The organism is Sphingobacterium corticis, assembly GCF_042684745.1.
GTDB lineage: Bacteria > Bacteroidota > Bacteroidia > Sphingobacteriales > Sphingobacteriaceae > Sphingobacterium > Sphingobacterium corticis.
The window spans coordinates 1034452-1051621 of record NZ_JBHUMA010000006.1 but is presented as its reverse complement, the minus strand read 5'-3'; the positions used below and the strand labels follow the sequence as shown (position 1 = coordinate 1051621).

Annotated in this window: 13 protein-coding genes and 1 other RNA gene; 9 read left to right on the top strand and 5 right to left on the bottom strand. The window is 41.5% G+C overall.

The features are described from left to right. Nucleotides 1-44 precede the first annotated feature (44 nt). Both ACFSQ3_RS10540 and ACFSQ3_RS10535 read right to left on the bottom strand, forming a co-directional pair. On the bottom strand, nt 45-389 hold the full coding sequence (locus ACFSQ3_RS10540; protein WP_380869508.1) for a hypothetical protein: 345 nt from the start codon (nt 387-389) through the stop codon (nt 45-47). A gap of 50 nt (nt 390-439) precedes the next feature. Next, the gene (locus ACFSQ3_RS10535; RefSeq protein WP_380869507.1) at nt 440-1345 is read right to left on the bottom strand and encodes a DNA/RNA non-specific endonuclease; all 906 of its coding nucleotides are present in this window, start codon (nt 1343-1345) and stop codon (nt 440-442) included. An 89-nt stretch (nt 1346-1434) separates the two neighbouring features. Here ACFSQ3_RS10535 and rnpB point away from each other — a divergent pair. The 7 genes from rnpB to ACFSQ3_RS10500 all read left to right on the top strand — a co-directional run bounded on the left by rnpB (nt 1435) and on the right by ACFSQ3_RS10500 (nt 9467). Further along, an RNA gene (rnpB, locus tag ACFSQ3_RS10530) (RNase P RNA component class A) lies at nt 1435-1813 on the top strand. Between the two features lie 81 nt (nt 1814-1894). After that, nucleotides 1895-3250, top strand: coding sequence for a sigma-54-dependent transcriptional regulator (locus ACFSQ3_RS10525; RefSeq protein WP_380869506.1), 1356 nt, complete (start codon nt 1895-1897; stop codon nt 3248-3250). A 239-nt stretch (nt 3251-3489) separates the two neighbouring features. Continuing rightward, entirely contained in the window at nt 3490-4398 is a 909-nt protein-coding gene (locus tag ACFSQ3_RS10520) for a hydroxypyruvate isomerase family protein (protein ID WP_380869505.1), read from the top strand. A gap of 95 nt (nt 4399-4493) precedes the next feature. Next, nucleotides 4494-5708, top strand: a complete 1215-nt coding sequence (locus tag ACFSQ3_RS10515) for a nucleoside permease (RefSeq protein ID WP_380869504.1) — start codon at nt 4494-4496, stop codon at nt 5706-5708. 40 nt (nt 5709-5748) lie between these two features. After that, nucleotides 5749-7434, top strand: a complete 1686-nt coding sequence (locus ACFSQ3_RS10510) for a GMC oxidoreductase (RefSeq protein ID WP_380869503.1) — start codon at nt 5749-5751, stop codon at nt 7432-7434. Nucleotides 7435-7461: 27 nt separating this feature from the next. After that, nucleotides 7462-8886, top strand: coding sequence for a Gfo/Idh/MocA family protein (locus ACFSQ3_RS10505; RefSeq protein ID WP_380869502.1), 1425 nt, complete (start codon nt 7462-7464; stop codon nt 8884-8886). A gap of 11 nt (nt 8887-8897) precedes the next feature. Continuing rightward, a complete protein-coding gene (locus ACFSQ3_RS10500) occupies nt 8898-9467 on the top strand; it encodes a gluconate 2-dehydrogenase subunit 3 family protein (RefSeq protein ID WP_380869501.1) in 570 nt (189 codons plus the stop codon). Nucleotides 9468-9849: 382 nt separating this feature from the next. On the opposite strand, the gene ACFSQ3_RS10495 is transcribed toward ACFSQ3_RS10500, so the two are convergent. The 3 genes from ACFSQ3_RS10495 to gyrA form a co-directional block, all read right to left on the bottom strand. After that, nucleotides 9850-11022 carry a tetratricopeptide repeat protein gene (locus tag ACFSQ3_RS10495; protein WP_380869500.1) on the bottom strand — a complete coding sequence of 391 codons (1173 nt, stop codon included), beginning with the start codon at nt 11020-11022 and terminating at the stop codon, nt 9850-9852. Between the two features lie 67 nt (nt 11023-11089). Beyond that, entirely contained in the window at nt 11090-12193 is a 1104-nt protein-coding gene (locus ACFSQ3_RS10490) for a tetratricopeptide repeat protein (RefSeq protein ID WP_380869499.1), read from the bottom strand. Between the two features lies 1 nt (nt 12194). Beyond that, entirely contained in the window at nt 12195-14780 is a 2586-nt protein-coding gene (gene gyrA, locus ACFSQ3_RS10485; protein ID WP_380869498.1) for a DNA gyrase subunit A, read from the bottom strand. A 324-nt stretch (nt 14781-15104) separates the two neighbouring features. On the opposite strand from gyrA, the gene serC reads away from it, so the two are divergent. Next, nucleotides 15105-16172, top strand: coding sequence for a 3-phosphoserine/phosphohydroxythreonine transaminase (serC, locus tag ACFSQ3_RS10480; protein ID WP_380869497.1), 1068 nt, complete (start codon nt 15105-15107; stop codon nt 16170-16172). Nucleotides 16173-16204: 32 nt separating this feature from the next. After that, on the top strand, nt 16205-17152 hold the full coding sequence (locus ACFSQ3_RS10475) for a D-2-hydroxyacid dehydrogenase (RefSeq protein WP_380869496.1): 948 nt from the start codon (nt 16205-16207) through the stop codon (nt 17150-17152). The last annotated feature ends 18 nt before the right edge of the window (nt 17153-17170 follow it).

Genomic DNA, 17170 nt, shown 5'->3' with positions numbered 1-17170 from the left:
GAACATTCGATGTACTACTAGCTAGACAGTTAAGTCGCGTGTTATTAGTCGACTAACTTTTTATCGTTCGGCCCTTTTAGGTAATGAGACACTGCGCTGTGATTTCCAGAATAGCTAGCAGATTGAACGAGGCTGTCCCTGATTTCGAAGTTAACGACACAATGTGATGAACGTTCGCTATTAGCATGTTGAAAATCGTATGCCACTAATTTTCTACCGTCTTTCAACATTTGACTTCGCATTGGCGGGCCGTATATTTTATACACTAACTCCTCATTTTGTCCTTTCCAATCTTCCATATACGCATCATATTTTCGAAGTAATCCGGCACAAGAGGAGATAGTAATTAAGCCAAAAATGGTTGCAATAATTAATATGCGTTGTTTCATTCATAAATATACTATTTATTCACTTCAGTATTAAAAAATACGTGAATTTGTTAAGCAGCATTTTTATATTCTATCTCTAGCTCATCTTGCATGGTGATGGATATGTTTGACAAGAAATCTAAGCCAGTAGCGCGTTCAATTGATCGAACGTCCACCTGATATTTTTCCCACTTTGAACCCGCTTTATTGCTATTTGGTGTATCTATCGCTATAATATTCGCTTCTCCAGACTCGATTCGCTTTAGATCATTGTCTCCTTCCGGCAATATGACCGCAATTTTCCAAATGCGCGCTGGTACAGCAATTTTTCCTTCGTCAATTCGCTCGGCATATCCATTAGATCCAATGCCACCATCACCGTATGAACCCATGATAATATATATCTCGCTGCCCTCTTGCACGCGCTTGCGTAAGTAATCCTCAAAATTGTTCCAAACGCGTTGATTGTTTTTAGGCGCTTGAGGAAGAATGTTGATCATGTAAAACGTAGCAGAATTTGCCTCAAAAGAATGCAATCGATCTGCTGACGGACAATGGTGACCTCGATCAAAACCGGAATGCGTATAACTTTTAGAAGTAACGATATGCCAACCTTCAGGCAATGCCGAAAAAGGTTTGAAATTGTCATTACGATCAACGTTCTTTTCTATCTCCGAAGCGCTTAAATGCCAACATACCCAATTAGCAATCCCACGATCCTCATTATACGAAAGCACATAATCTGTTAGTTGAATTAAATGATTATTTTTATCTATGTATGAGTTTTTTGCATCGGACGGATTACCTAATAGTAAATGCGAATTTTCCGAAGTAAATGCCGGCGAGGATTGTTGTGATTCTTTGGAAATATCCTGCCGACTAACAGTTTTATTGGATTGAACGACACGTGCCATATCTTTACACGATCCCGCCAACCAAAATAGCGCTATGAGAATGTAAGGGAAGATAGATTTCATGATTTGGCAGCAAAGATACACGTATTTTTATTGCATCAACAAAGATCAAGGCAGACCTTTTTCAATATTTTCTGTAGTTTTGTCGTTAGAAGCAGACTGGTTCTATCGCTGCCTTGAAAAAGGGAGAGGAAAGTCCGGGCAACATAGAGCAACACGCTTCCTAACGGGAAGGCGCATCTGCAATGATGCGATAGAAAGTGCCACAGAAAATAGACCGCCTTAGCAATAAGGTAAGGGTGAAAACGTGAGGTAAGAGCTCACGGCTTTGCGTAGCAATATGCATCGCGGTAAACCTCGTGTGTTGAAAGACCAAATAGGTTGCAGACTTCGGAAAGAGTTGCTCGCTCTTTGTCTTTGGACATCTGCAATGGGTAGGTTGATACAGCTTTTGTGTGAATGAAAGCGTAGATAAATGATAGAAATTCGATTTTTCGATTACAGAACCCGGCTTACAAGGTTTGCTTCCTTTTTTTAGAATAGTGCGTACATATATTCAGATATTTCTAATATATTGACCGAACATACAAACCGCATAAATATTTGTCTTAAATGGCTACAGTTTTAATTATTGATGATGAAAGACCTATCCGAAGTTCGCTTCGCGATATCCTAGAATACGAAGATTATAAAGTGCTCGACGTGGACAATGGCGCAGATGCGCTTGCCATCCTAAAGAAGGAGCAAATCGACTTGGTGTTGTGCGATATCAAGATGAATAAGATGGATGGCATGGAAGTGCTGAGCACATCTAAGACATTTTGCGATACGCCTTTTATTATGATTTCTGGTCACGGTACTATCGAAACTGCCGTGGAAGCTGCTCGTAAAGGCGCGTTTGATTTCTTGGAAAAGCCATTAGATCTTAATCGATTGCTGATTACCGTACGTAATGCGCTGGAAAAAGTAACATTGGTACAGGAAACGAAAGTCCTGAAGAAAAAAGTTTCTAAAACAAAAGAGATACTGGGCGAATCCGATGGTATTTCGGTAATAAAAGATACCATTGATAAAGTGGCACCAACAGATGCGCGCGTTTTAATTACTGGCGCTAATGGAGCGGGTAAAGAACTGGTTGCTCGTTGGTTGCACGAGAAATCGGAGCGGTCGTCGGCGCCTCTGATCGAGGTAAACTGTGCGGCAATCCCATCTGAGTTGATCGAATCGGAATTATTCGGACACGAAAAGGGTTCATTTACTTCCGCAGTCAAACAACGCATCGGTAAGTTTGAACAAGCTAGCGGAGGAACCTTGTTTTTGGATGAGATTGGCGATATGAGTCTATCTGCGCAAGCAAAAGTGCTTCGCGCGTTGCAAGAACATAAAATCACGCGCGTTGGTGGCGACAAGGAAATTAGCGTAAATGTGCGCGTTGTTGCGGCAACGAATAAAGATTTATTGAAAGAGATTGAAGATGGTAACTTCCGGATGGACTTATATCACCGTTTAAGTGTGATTTTGATTCACGTGCCACCTTTGAATGAGCGTAAAGGAGATATTCCAATTATTGCGCGGGCTTTTTGTGAAGAGATTTGCGGCGAATACAGCATGCCGGTGAAAGAATTTTCAGCGGATGCGATGAAAGCGCTTCAAGCGTTGCCTTGGACAGGAAACATTCGTGAACTACGGAACATGGTGGAACGCTTAATCATCCTTAGCGGTAAAAAGATCACAGCGAAAGAAGTAGAATCCTTTGCAAATCCGTCACAGCCAACGTCAAAAAGCCGAAAGATCGTCGACTTGGATGGCTTCGATTCCATTTCGTCTTATCAGCAGCATGCTGAATCCTTGTATTTAGATTTTCAATTGGGAAAATATAATGGTCGCAAAGACTTGGTAGCACAGGCTGTCGGGCTATCGGAAGCGGATTTGGAAACGAGATTAAGAGATTGTAAACTAGTACAATAAATAGATTTATTGTATCTTTATGAAAACCACCTTTTCGTTCAGCTAAATACAACTTTAACCATTTAGCGACAGCGGGAAAAGGTGGTTTTCTTGTTTTGTAACCGATTTGTTATGTAGCCGATTTGGTAGAAATTCCTATCTTTCCATCAACTTACTAACATAAAAATAACTTATGATTAATTTCCATCTACCTATCGGACGCGCTACTATCGCGAACGCGTTAATGTCAAATTTTTATTATGAATAGAGTAGATTTTATTAAAAAAAGCGGTCTTTTGCTAGGAGCGTCTGCATTCGCCAGCGACCTGACTGCTAAGGAAAGGAATATGTCTAATAAAACATTTAACCTAGATTACGCACCTCATCAGGGCATGTTTGCGGCGTCAGCCGGTAAGAATTTTATTGATGAAATTAAGTACATGCATAATCTTGGATTCCGAAGCATTGAAGATAATGGCATGCCTGCTCGTTCAAAATCAGAACAAACGCAAATTGGGGAATTATTAGCGTCGCTAAATATGCGAATGGGCGTTTTCGTGGTTCCAAAAGGAGGTAACGGACAGAACTCTTTAGCTGCGGGAAAGAAAGAATATGAAGATATTTTTTTAAAAGGCTGTCGAGAATCGGTCGAAATTGCGAAGCGTGTGAATGCAACGTGGGTAACTGTTGTGCCAGGTGATTATGCTCGACGCTTGCCATTAGGCGTGCAAACAGGCAATGTCATTGAAAGTTTGAAACGAGGTGCTGAAATATTTGAACCGCATGGAATTACGATGGTGCTCGAGCCATTGAGTGATACGCCGGATTTGTTCTTACGCTATTCCGATCAAGGTTATGAAATCTGTAAAGCCGTAGGAAGTCCTTCTTGCAAAATACTTTTTGATATCTATCATCAACAGAAAAATGAAGGAAATTTGATTCCTAATATGGAAATGTGCTGGAGTGAAATTGCTTACATTCAGGTGGGAGATAACCCTGGTCGAAATGAGCCAACCACAGGAGAAATAAACTATCTGAACATTTTTAAATGGTTGCATGGTAAAGATTATAAGGGAGTTGTGGGGATGGAGCACGGCGTGTCTAACGCAGGCAAAGACGGTGAAAAGGCGCTATTAAACGCATACAGGGCTGTCGACGCGTTTATTTAATCCGCCTTTACGGAAATGTTAATGCATTGTTATTCGTCATGGCAATCTCTTTTTTTTCATTACTTTTAGAAAACAAAAATTTATAAACCTTTTATATGTCATTCGGTACCAGATTTAAGCTGTCTTTTATGATGTTCCTTGAATTTTTTATTTGGGGAGCGTGGTTCGTTACGTTAGGCACCTTTGTCAAAAATCACTTATTAGCAACAGATGGTGAAGTAGGCGTGGCCTATCTTTCTCAATCCATCGGAGCAATCGTTGCACCTTTTATCATCGGCATGATAGCCGATAAATATTTTGCCGCTCAGCGTATTTTGGGCTTCTTACATTTGGTCGGAGCTGGCTTATTGTATTATGCTTCCACATTAAATACATTTTCCGAGTTTTCTCCAATCGTTATGGCATACATGGTTTGCTTTATGCCGACATTGGCTCTAGCGAATTCGGTTTCATTCCGACAATTGAAAGATACGGAACGCGAATTTCCGGGTATACGGGTTTTTGGGACGATCGGATGGATTTTGGCCGGTTTGTTAATCGGTTGGTTCGCGTGGGAAAAGAACAACACATTGCAGTACACATTCCTTTTAGCGGCTGTTGCTTCTGCCATTTTAGCTGTATTTAGCCTTTTCTTACCAGATACGCCTCCGACCAAGAAAAACGAAAAAACTACTATTGGCGAAGTATTGGGATTGGAAGCCTTTGGTCTTTTAAAGAACAAATCATTTCTTTTATTCTTTTTATCATCTATCGCGATTTGTGTACCGTTGACATTTTATTACAACTTCACGAATGTGTATTTGAATGAAATTGGTATGGAATCCGCGGCCGCAGTACAATCCTTAGGGCAGGTTTCAGAAACCTTATTTCTATTGGTAATGCCTTTTTTGTTTGTTCGCTTGGGAATCAAAAAAATGCTAGCGGTTGGGATGTTCGCTTGGGTGCTTAGGTATGCGTTTTTTGCTTTTGGCGATGCGGGACAAGGATATTGGATGTTAGTGATGGGAATAGTCCTCCACGGAATCTGTTATGACTTCTTCTTTGTGACAGGACAAGTGTACACCGATAAGTTAGCTGGACCGAAGATTAAAAGTGCTGCTCAAGGATTTATATCTCTAGCCACCTACGGGGTAGGTATGTTGATTGGATCTTTGCTGTCAGGCAAGATTGTAGAAAGCTATGTTATGGCTGATGGTCACGATTGGCAAACGATCTGGTTGATTCCAGCGGGAATTGCGTTTGCTGTCTTGTTGATTTTCTTGCTATTGTTCAAGGACACTACGTCACGCAAAAACGTTGTTGCGGAATAAGAATACTTTTTTGGGAAAATAAAAATAAACACGAGAGATAATGGTACAAAGTAATACGTACGATGCAATTGTTATAGGCTCCGGAATAAGTGGTGGTTGGGCTGCCAAAGAATTAACGGAGAAGGGTTTGAAAACGATCATGTTAGAGCGTGGAAGAAACGTGGAGCATGTGAAAGATTATCACGCGAATCCAAATACTTGGGAATACGAACACCGCGGTGGACGTACTCAACAAATGGAACAAGATTATCCGGTATTACGCCGTGATTATGCGTTGAATGAGCGTAACCTCGACTTTTGGGTAAATGAAAAGGAAAGTCCATACACGGAAGAGAAGCGTTTTGACTGGTACCGTGGTTATCATGTCGGTGGACGGTCGTTAATGTGGGGACGTCAAAGCTATCGATTTTCTGATTTGGATTTCGAAGCAAACCTTAAGGATGGTCACGGAACGGATTGGCCTATTCGCTATAAAGATATTGCCTCTTGGTATAGCTATGCCGAGAAATGGGCAGGTATTTCTGGTAACAGAGATGGCCTAGATGTTTTGCCAGATGGTGATTTTATGCCTGCAATGCCATTTAACGCTGTGGAGAAAGATATCGTCGAGCGTATCAAAAAGAACTACGGCGGAAAACGTCACTTCATCATGGGACGTACGGCAAATATTACCGTTCCACACCATGGACGCGTAAACTGTCAATATCAAAATCAATGCTGGTTAGGATGTAACTTTGGCGCTTATTTCAGCACACAATCATCCACGCTTCCAGCAGCTGTAAAAACAGGAAACTTAACATTACGTCCGTTTTCCATCGTGAGTCGTATCTTATATGATAAGGACACTCAAAAAGCGAAAGGTGTAGAAATTGTAGATGCAGAAACAGGTAAAACGTACGAGTACTACGCTAAAATCGTTTTCGTATGCGCATCGGCGTTCAATTCTACTTGGGTGTTGATGAACTCTGCCACGGATGTTTGGGAAGGCGGATTAGGAAGTAGCAGCGGTGAGCTAGGTCACAATGCTATGGATCACCATTTCCGTTTGGGTGCCAGCGGTCGTATTGAAGGATTTCAAGACAAATATTTCTACGGACGCCGTCCAACTGGATTGTATGTTCCTCGTTTCCAAAATGTTCCGGGGGATGATAAGAAACGTGATTATGTACGTGGTTTCGGATATCAAGGTGCGGCTAGTCGTGGCCGTTGGTCTGGCGAGATAGCTGAAATGTCTGTAGGTGGCGCATGGAAAGATGCATTAAGCGAGCCGGGCGATTGGAGTGTTGGTTTTACCGCATTCGGTGAAATTCTTCCGTATCACGAAAATAAAATTTCTCTTGACAAATCTGTGAAAGATAAATGGGGATTGCCTGTTTTGAAAATGGACATGGAGATCAAAGAAAACGAACTGAAAATGAGACCGGATATGATGTCCGAGATGAAGGAAATGTTGGAGTCGGTAGGAGCTAAGGATGTGAATACTTACGACAATGGTTACGGATTCGGACAAGGTATTCACGAGATGGGAACAGCTCGTATGGGTACGGATCCTAAAAATTCGGTATTGAACAAGCACAACCAAGTTTGGGACGCGAAAAACGTATTCGTTACGGACGGCGCGGCGATGGCTTCCGGAGCTTGTGTCAACCCTTCGTTGACCTACATGGCATTAACTGCTCGCGCGGTAGATTACGCCGTTAGCGAATTGAAAAAAGGAAATCTATAAAAAACATACCAATAAACACGAAAAACCATGAGTGATAATAATTCAAGAAGAAGCTTCATCAAGCAAGCAGCGGTGGCAGCAGCAGCTTTCACCATTGTCCCTCGCCACGTATTGGGAGGATCGGGATTTGTTGCGCCTAGTGACAAATTGATGATAGCTGGTATCGGTGTCGGAGGAAAAGGAGAAAGCGATATCAAAGCATTCCACGATAGTGGAAAAGCAGAGATCGCATTTCTATGTGATGTAGACGATCGTCGTTCGGCAAGAACGAGAGAACGTTTCCCTAAAGCAAAATATTACAAGGATTACCGCGAAATGCTCGATAAAGAGCATAAGCACATTGATGCTGTTTCGGTATCCGGACCTGATCATAACCATGCTATCCACGCTTTGCCAGCAATGCAGTTGGGCAAACACGTTTACGTACAAAAGCCATTAACACACGATATTTGGGAAGCGCGCGTATTAACTGATGCAGCGAAAAAATACAAAGTAGTTACTCAAATGGGTAACCAAGGTGCATCCAACGACGGCACACGCCAAGCGAAAGAATGGTACGAAGCTGGACTTATTGGAGATGTGCACACGGTGTACTGTTGGACCGACAGACCAGTTTGGCCTCAAGGTATCAAATGGCCGGAAGGCAAAGCCGAGATTCCAAAGGAATTGGATTGGGATTTATGGTTAGGTACAGCGCCTCAGCGTGATTACATTGACCATTTGGTGCCATTTAACTGGCGCGGATGGTGGGATTATGGAACTGGTGCATTAGGCGATATGGGATGTCACTTGGTAGAATTGCCATTCAGCGTTTTAGGATTGCAATATGTACAAGATGTACACGCGAGTGTGGGTACAGTTTACGTAGATGAGTTCAAACGCGGTGTATTTCCAGAAAGTTGTCCTCCATCGAGCCACGCTACCATGACCTTCCCTAAAACAGAGCGCACAGCTGGACCAGTTACATTACACTGGATGGATGGTGGTATTCAACCTGCAAGACCAGAAGAACTAGAGCCAAATGAAATCTTTGGTGATGGTGGTAACGGTATTCTTTTGGTAGGTACAAAAGGCAAAATCTTGGCAGATACCTATGCAGAGAATGCACGTCTATTGCCTACTTCTCGCAAAGAACAGGTTGCTCTTAAATACGAGCGTGTTAAAGGACAAGCGTCTGGTCACTATGCGCAATGGGTAGAAGCTTGTATTGCCGGATATGGCAAGAAAGAAGTAAGTGCTCCATTTGAAATTTCAGGACCATTGACGGAGTGTTTGCTAATGGCTAACTTAGCTATCCGCGGAGCGGATATGAATGTGGATGGTAAATACCCAGGCCGAAATCTGAAGCTTCTTTGGGATAACCAAAATATGAAAGTAACTAACTTTGATATGGTTAACCAATTTGTGAAGCGCGAATACCGTCCGGGATGGGAATTGAATTATAAGTTTTAATCACAATAAACATGAATAGAAGAGAAGCCCTTCAGCGTGTAGCTCTTTTAATGGGAGGTGCCGTCATTGGCGGTAGCCTTTTCTTGGAAGGCTGTACAAGGAAAGCGTCTAAGGAAGTCGCTTCGCTCTTTGAGAAAGAAAGTATGGATTTGCTAGGTGATTTGGCAGAAGCAATTTTGCCGAAAACGTCAACGCCTGGTGCCAAAGAAGCTGGAGTCGGATCGTTCATTCCAGTAATGATTCGCGATTGTTACAACGATGCCGATCAAAAGGCATTTATGGACGGATTTGGAAAAGTGGATGATCGCGCTAATGAAAAGCATGGCAAGAAATTTCAAGAATTATCTCCGGAAGAACAATTGACGTTCGTAAACGAATACGACAAAGAAGCAAAAGCTTACCAAAAAGATAAGAAAGATGATGATGCAAATCATTTCTTTACCATGTTGAAACAACTGACATTAACGGGCTTCTTTACTTCTGAGGTCGGCATGACTCAGGCATTGAACTTCGTGAAGATTCCTGGTCGGTACGATGGTGAGTTTCCTTATAAAAAAGGGGATAAAGCCTGGGCGATCTAGGGATGCGATTGCGTACTGTCTAAACCTCAATAAAGGTAAAAAAACAGTAACAAATATTATTTTTGATTTAATGAGCTCGATATTTTATCGAGCTCATTTTGTTTATATTTAAATCTCCGTTGGCTCTTACGGTAGTTGTGACCTGTAGCTCGCTTTTTATGGTAGTTTTCTGGGATAAGTATTTTCGCGAAATACTGCCCTAGTTGGATTCGAACTATCGAATAAATAGCAAGATCTATTATAGGCTTTCTTAAAATGATTGAATATAATTACTTAGCATAATTAAGAACGAATTTCAAAGAAATACCTTTTCTTTTAGAAAAAAAATGCCCGTAAAAAGTGTTCACTTCTCACGGGCATCATGGTAAAATAAGTAGTATCTCTAGCGAGCTGCTTCTAATCTTCCTTGAACTTCATTTGCTTTTTCTTCATCTTGGATGAAGTTATAGTAGCTTTTCAAGTTACTTAAAGCATTCGTGTTTTTAGGATCGATGCTCAATGCTTTTTCCAAATAAGGAACTGCTTCGCCCATATCTGCTTTGATTTTCTCTACGCGCGTATTGTAATCCGCATCTGAAACTGATTTATCTCCGTTCAAATCCATTAGCGCTTTGTTCGCCATGTTCATGATCACAGCAGCAGTGTTCAAATTCGCTTCTAAGTAATCAGGATCGATTTCGATCGCTTTTTTGTATGCCTGAAGTGCTTTCTCATCGTTTTCGCTTGAACCGTAAGCTGTACCTAAATAGTAGTAAAGCGTTTTGTTGTCCGTCTCACGTTGCAATTGAGCCTCGATTTGTTGGATGATCTCTTGCTCGTGACCAGTGATCAAGTTCAACTCGATGTTTTGCAATACGATGTCGTTATCCTCAGGGAATTTTTCCGCTGCAGATGCCGCATATTTTAATGCATTTGTTGTATCACCTGTAGAAAGATACAATTTTGGCAAATCTGCATTGATCATACGATATTCTGAGTGATCTTCGTGAGGAAGTAGTTCTTCATATTTCTTGATTGCAGTTGGATAATCTTGTGTTTGGATAGCAGCCAATGCACCGAAATAGGTTAGGGTAGTATCTCCGGGAACTAAAGCCAAACCTTTTTCAAATTCTTCACCCGCACCTTTGAAGTTTTCGTTTTTCCATTCTTCGTAACCAGTTGTTTGGTAGAAATTACGTAACGTTACTTTTGCTGCGCTGATGTTGCTTTCATTTTTTTTGTCTGCATCCAATTCAGTGGCTTTGCCTAAGCCAGCAATGGCTTTTTCTGCATACTCGCCATTTTTCTCAGCAAAAGCTAAGTTCGAATAGATTAAAGAGTACACCGTCCAAGTTTCTGGATTATCTTTCGTTTTTTCGTGTTGGGTAGCTTCCTCAATCGGTTCTACAGCATCTTTAAGCAATTTTGCAGAAATTTCGCCCGCTTCCGGACCACCCATTTCTTCGTATTTGGTATACGCTGATTTAGCTTTTTTCAAATTACCAGACTGTGCAAATGCCGTACTCATAGAGATAGCAAGTGCTCCAGTTATAAAAAGACATTTCTTAGTATTCATACTACGTTTTTGTTTAAAAAAGTGTTCTAATTTATAAAATACACGATCTATATGACCGCAAAAAATCTTAGTAGTTTAACAAACGATTCAATAATAAGTTTACGCGATCAAGTTGCATATCATCCTCTGCATTTTCATAATACATAGCTAACGAACGTAAAGCATTTACTTCGTGAGGACGTATCTCGTTGGCTTTTAGTAAATAATCCTGCGCCTGATACTGCGCTTCCTGATCATCGTTATTTTGAATAAATTTCTGAAGATAAAGTAAACCTAACGCTAAATTTGCTTCATAATTATTGTCGTTCAATTGAATGGTACGTTCATAGAATTGCTTTGCCTTATCCACATTACCAACGTTTTCAAACGAAAATCCTGCTAAATAATTCAAATCGACATTTTCCGGCTCTAGCTTCACAGCTTGTTCCGCCAGAGGAACGATCGCAGCATAATTTCTTTGCTGAGAATACACTTCAATCAACTTAAAAAGAATTTCCTTACTATCTGGGTATGCAGATCTGCCTTCTTCCAATGTGGTACGTGCCTCGGTCGGCTTATTATTACGTTCGAAGATCCTGGAAAGTTCTAGATACTGAATAGGCTGACGAGATTTTGATTTGATGGCTTGACGATAATATTCGATTGCGCGATCCGTTTGATTGGTCTGATCGGCCAACAACGCCAAGTTGTAAATAATATCCTCATTCTTAGGTTGCAAATCTTTCACTTTCAGGAAATAGCTGTAAGCTTCATCGTAGCGCTGCTCTTCTAAGGCGACGTTTGCTTTGTATGTATACGCGGCAGCCAGATTTTGCGTAATGTAAGCCATTTCACTCTCGCGCGTACCTTTTTCTCTCGGTTTCAGACGAGCGAGTGTGGCCAACGTCAGGTTAATTGGATCTTTATCTTTATCCATCTTAATGGTACGCAAAGAATCGGCATAAGCTATGGAACTATACACCATAGCGCGCGTTACATTTATGCGAACATTAGAAGAATCGCGGCGTGTTTTATACACGCCGTCGATAAATTTCTTCGCATTCTCCAGATGCTTAAGGTCACCTGTTTGGGTGTACAAAGCAAAATTATTGGTTGCTTCTTTAACTCCCGATTGCGCAAAGGCAGAAAGACTTCCTACCGTTAAGCCAACAGTTAAAATAAGCTTATTCATGTTATTCGCTATCTTCATTTTCATTTTCTGAATCCGAAACTTCATTATCTGAAGCAGTTTCTTCATCTGGGACTACGTAACCTTCTGCCAGCTCTTCGCCCTCTTCCAGTTCTTCCTCGCGAGCCACTTTCGTTACTGACGCTATTTCATCGTTATCATTTAGACGAATCAATTTAACGCCTTGTGTTGCTCTACCCATCACGCGAAGCGTTTCTACACCGATACGAATTACGATGCCTGATTTGTTGATGATCATCAAATCATCTTGATCAGTAACATCTTTTATAGATACTAATTCACCCGTTTTATCCGTAACGTTGAGGGTTTTGACGCCTTTACCTCCACGATTTGTAACGCGATAATCTTCCAAATCCGTACGCTTGCCGTATCCCTTTTCCGAAACCACTAATATGGTTGCTTCTTCGCTATTATCAACACTAATCATGCCAACCACCTCGTCGTTGTCATGTGCTAAACGAACACCTCGAACACCTGTTGCAGTACGTCCCATTGGTCTTACTGTTGATTCGTTGAAGCGAATTGCGCGACCGGAACGAAGTGCCATAACGATTTCACTTTCTCCGTTTGTCAAGTTCGCTTCGATCAATTGATCACCTTCGTTTATATTAATCGCATTGATACCATTTGCGCGTGGTCGAGAATACGCTTCTAGAGAAGTTTTCTTAATGGTACCTTTCTTAGTACACATGATGATGAAATTATTCTCTAGATAATCCTGATCTTTTAGGTTTTTCACCTTAATGAAGGCCTTGATTTTTTCATCTTTAGGTACGTTGATGATATTTTGCAACGCTCTGCCTTTTGATGTTCTCGAACCTTCTGGAATTTCGAACGCACGTAACCAAAAACAACGTCCAGCTTCGGTAAATAATAATAGGTAATTATGTGCGGATGCTGTAATAATGTGCTCAGTAAAATCTTCCTCTCGCGTGCTAGATCCTTTCGAACCGCGGCCACCGCGACTTTGTCGACGGTACTCTGATAACGGTGTACGCTTCACGTAACTATTATGCGAAATAGTGATTACGATTTCTTCATCATCGATGAAATCTTCCATACGCATATCTTCTGCGGAATGAACGATAATCGAACGACGTTCGTCACCGAATTTATCGCGGATTTCGATAATTTCATCCTTGATGATTTGGAAACGCAAGCCTTCGTCTGCCAAAACTTGCTTTAAGTAATCGATGGTTTTCATCAATTCAGCATATTCTTCTTTGATCTTGTCGCGTTCTAGTCCTGTCAAACGACGAAGCGTCATATCCAAGATTGCGCGAGCTTGCAAATCGGATAACCCGAATTTCTCCATCAATCCAACGCGCGCATCCTCCGGCGTATCCGAAGCACGAATCAATTTAATCACCTCATCTAAATGATCTAAAGCAATCAAATATCCTTCTAATATGTGTGCGCGTTTTTCAGCTTCTGCTAACTCAAATTTAGTACGGCGAACCACTACATCATGGCGGTGCTCCACAAACTCGTGGATCATATCCTTCAAGTTCATTAATACCGGACGACCTTTGACTAAGGCGATGTTATTAACTGAAAAAGAGGTTTGTAGCGAAGTGTATTTGAATAAATTATTTAATACTACATTCGCGTTGGCATCGCGCTTAATTTCGTAGATAACACGAATATCTTTTGCAGATTCATCACGGATTTCGGAGATACCTTCGATCTTTTTCTCATTGATCAAATCCACGGTTCTCTTAATCATATCAGCTTTGTTGACCTGATATGGTATTTCCGTAACGACGATAATCTCTTTACCTGCTTTGTTGGTTTCGATTTCGGCCTTCGCACGCATAACAATACGTCCACGACCGGTTTCAAAAGCATCTTTTACACCATTGTAACCGTAGATTAAACCGCCGGTAGGGAAGTCAGGCGCTTTGATGTGCTGCATCAATTCGCTTACTTCAATATCGCGATTGTCGATATAAGCTACCGTACCATTGATCACTTCCGTCAAGTTGTGTGGCGCCATATTGGTCGCCATACCAACCGCAATACCTGATGCACCGTTTACCAATAAATTGGGAATGCGTGTCGGCAATACCGTAGGCTCTTGTAAGGAATCATCAAAGTTAAGTTGGAAGTCAACGGTATCTTTGTTGATGTCAGAAAGCATTTCTTCCGCGATTTTGCGAAGGCGTGCCTCTGTATAACGCATTGCCGCTGGTGGATCACCATCAATGGAACCATAGTTACCTTGACCATCAACCATTGGATAGCGTAAAGACCAGTGCTGCGCCATACGCACCATCGTATCGTAAACGGATGAGTCACCATGCGGGTGATACTTACCTAATACGTCTCCGACGATACGAGCTGATTTTTTATAAGGTTTGCTACTAGTTACGCCAAGATCGAGCATGCCGTACAATACGCGTCGATGCACGGGTTTTAATCCGTCGCGAGCATCTGGGAGCGCACGGGATACGATAACGGACATCGAATAATCGATGTAAGCTGCCTTCATCTGCTCCTCAATGTTAATTGGGATGATCCTGTCGCTGCTAGGCAGTAGGTTGTTTTCGTTTTCTGTTTCTTCAGCCATATTATTGGGTTACATACTAACTGTTGTTAGCGCTTTGAAATGGACAAAACGCATTCGTGCGAAGATACGTATTTTTTTGCTATCATTTGAACAATTGAGAAGCCTTAGTGACAGCTTTGCGAAACGTTTTTAATATTTGATCTTTAAAATGTAATCTTTTTAAAAAACGTAGTTTTAATTTGATTTATTGTTATCCGATCAGGATTTTGATTGTGAAATATTTATTATAAACAAAAAATCGTTGTGAAATCATTCAGATTTACACTACATTTGCAACATAAATCATAAATTTTTAGTTATTCCACACTTTAGCATTTTATAATTATGAAACATAATTTCGGTGCCGGACCTTGTATTTTACCTAAAGACGTCTTTGCTGAGGCTTCGCAGGCTGTTGTAGATTTTAACGGAACAGGTTTGTCCATTTTGGAGATTTCGCACCGTTCGCAAGAATTTGAAGCTGTTATTCAAGAAGCAGAAAGCTTGGTACGCGAACTGTTAGAAGTTCCTGACGGCTATTCTATTTTGTTTCTTCAAGGTGGCGCAAGTCAGCAATTTGCGATGGTACCATTTAATTTGTTGCCGTTAGGTGGTCGCGCTACTTATTTGGATACCGGAACATGGGCTTCGAAAGCACTCAAGGAGGCTAAGAAGTTCGGCGAAGTGGATGTCGTTGCGACGTCTTCCGATCGCAATTATAGCTATATCCCAAAATCATTTACGGTTCCCGCAGATGCGGCATATCTGCATTATACATCCAACAACACCATCTTCGGAACAGAAATATTTGATTTGCCCGAAACGGATGTTCCTTTGGTTTCTGACATGTCTTCTGATATTTTTAGTCGCGTAGTTCGCGTGGCGGATCACGGATTGATCTACGCAGGAGCACAAAAAAATATGGGGCCGGCAGGAGCTACATTGGTTGTGGTGAAGGATGAATTGTTGGGTAAAACCGGAAGAACGATTCCATCGATTTTTGATTATCAACAGCACGCAAAAGCAGATTCATTATATAACACGCCACCCGTGTTTTCCATCTATGTTTCTATGCTAAACTTACGTTGGTTGAAGGCAAAAGGTGGAGTTGCAGTTATTGAACAAGAAAATATTATTAAAGCACGCAAGCTATACGAAGAGATCGATCGCAATAGTTTGTTCCGCGGAACGGCGGAGGTTGAAGATCGCTCACGTATGAATGTGACGTTTGTTATGACGCGTCCAGAATTAGAAGCAGCTTTTTTAGCGCTATCAGAAGAGCGCGGAATGGTCGGCCTGAAAGGGCATCGCTCGGTGGGTGGTTTCCGTGCATCTATTTATAATGCGCTAGGTATTTCATCCATCAACGCGTTGGTGGATTTGATGCGTGAATTTGAAGAAGCAAATCGTTAACAGCGGTTTCATTATGAATAACATTTTTAAATATGAGAATTTTAGCGAACGACGGAATTGATCCTCTAGGACAACAATTGCTTGAAGAAGCAGGTTTTATAGTCGATACCGTTCATATACCTCAGGCGGAATTAGCCGTCAAATTACAAGCTTACGATGCCATTACGGTACGTAGCGCAACGCAAGTACGAAAAGAATTGATTGACGCTTGTCCGAATTTAAAGGTTATCGGCCGCGGTGGTGTCGGTATGGATAATATTGATGTAGACTATGCCCAATCAAAAGGGATTGCTGTGGTAAACACACCCGCTGCGTCCTCACATTCCGTAGCAGAATTGGTATTCGCACACTTTTTAAATGGTGTACGTTTCCTATATGATGCAAACCGTAAAATGCCTGTAGACGGGAATACACAATTTGGTGCTTTGAAAAAAGCGTATGCGAAGGGTGTGGAGTTGAAGGGCAAGACATTGGGTGTAGTAGGATTCGGAAGAATTGGTCGTGAAACGGCGAAAGTGGCGTTAGGTTTAGGAATGGATGTCGTATATTCAGATTTATTTGAAGGCCCCTTATCGTTGCCATTGTCACTTTCTGGAGGACTTCAAGTGGAAGTTCCTGTTAAGCAACTATCTTTTGAAGAACTTTTAGGTGTTTCGGATTTCATTTCCCTACATGTTCCATTTACGGAGAAAGCCGTGCTGGGTGTTGAAGAGTTTGAAAAAGTAAAACCAGGAGTTGGAATCGTTAACGCATCGCGTGGTGGTGTAATTGATGAATTAGCTTTGGTGGATGCATTAAATAGCGGCAAAGTTTCCTTTGCGGGCTTGGATGTGTACGATAGCGAACCAACTCCACGTGCAGAACTATTGACGCATCCCAAAATTTCGCTTACACCTCATATCGGCGCCGCGACAAACGAGGCACAAGAGCGCATTGGAGAAGAATTAGCGACTTTACTCATCGCTAATCTAAAGAAATAGACAATTTTAGCGTGAAAT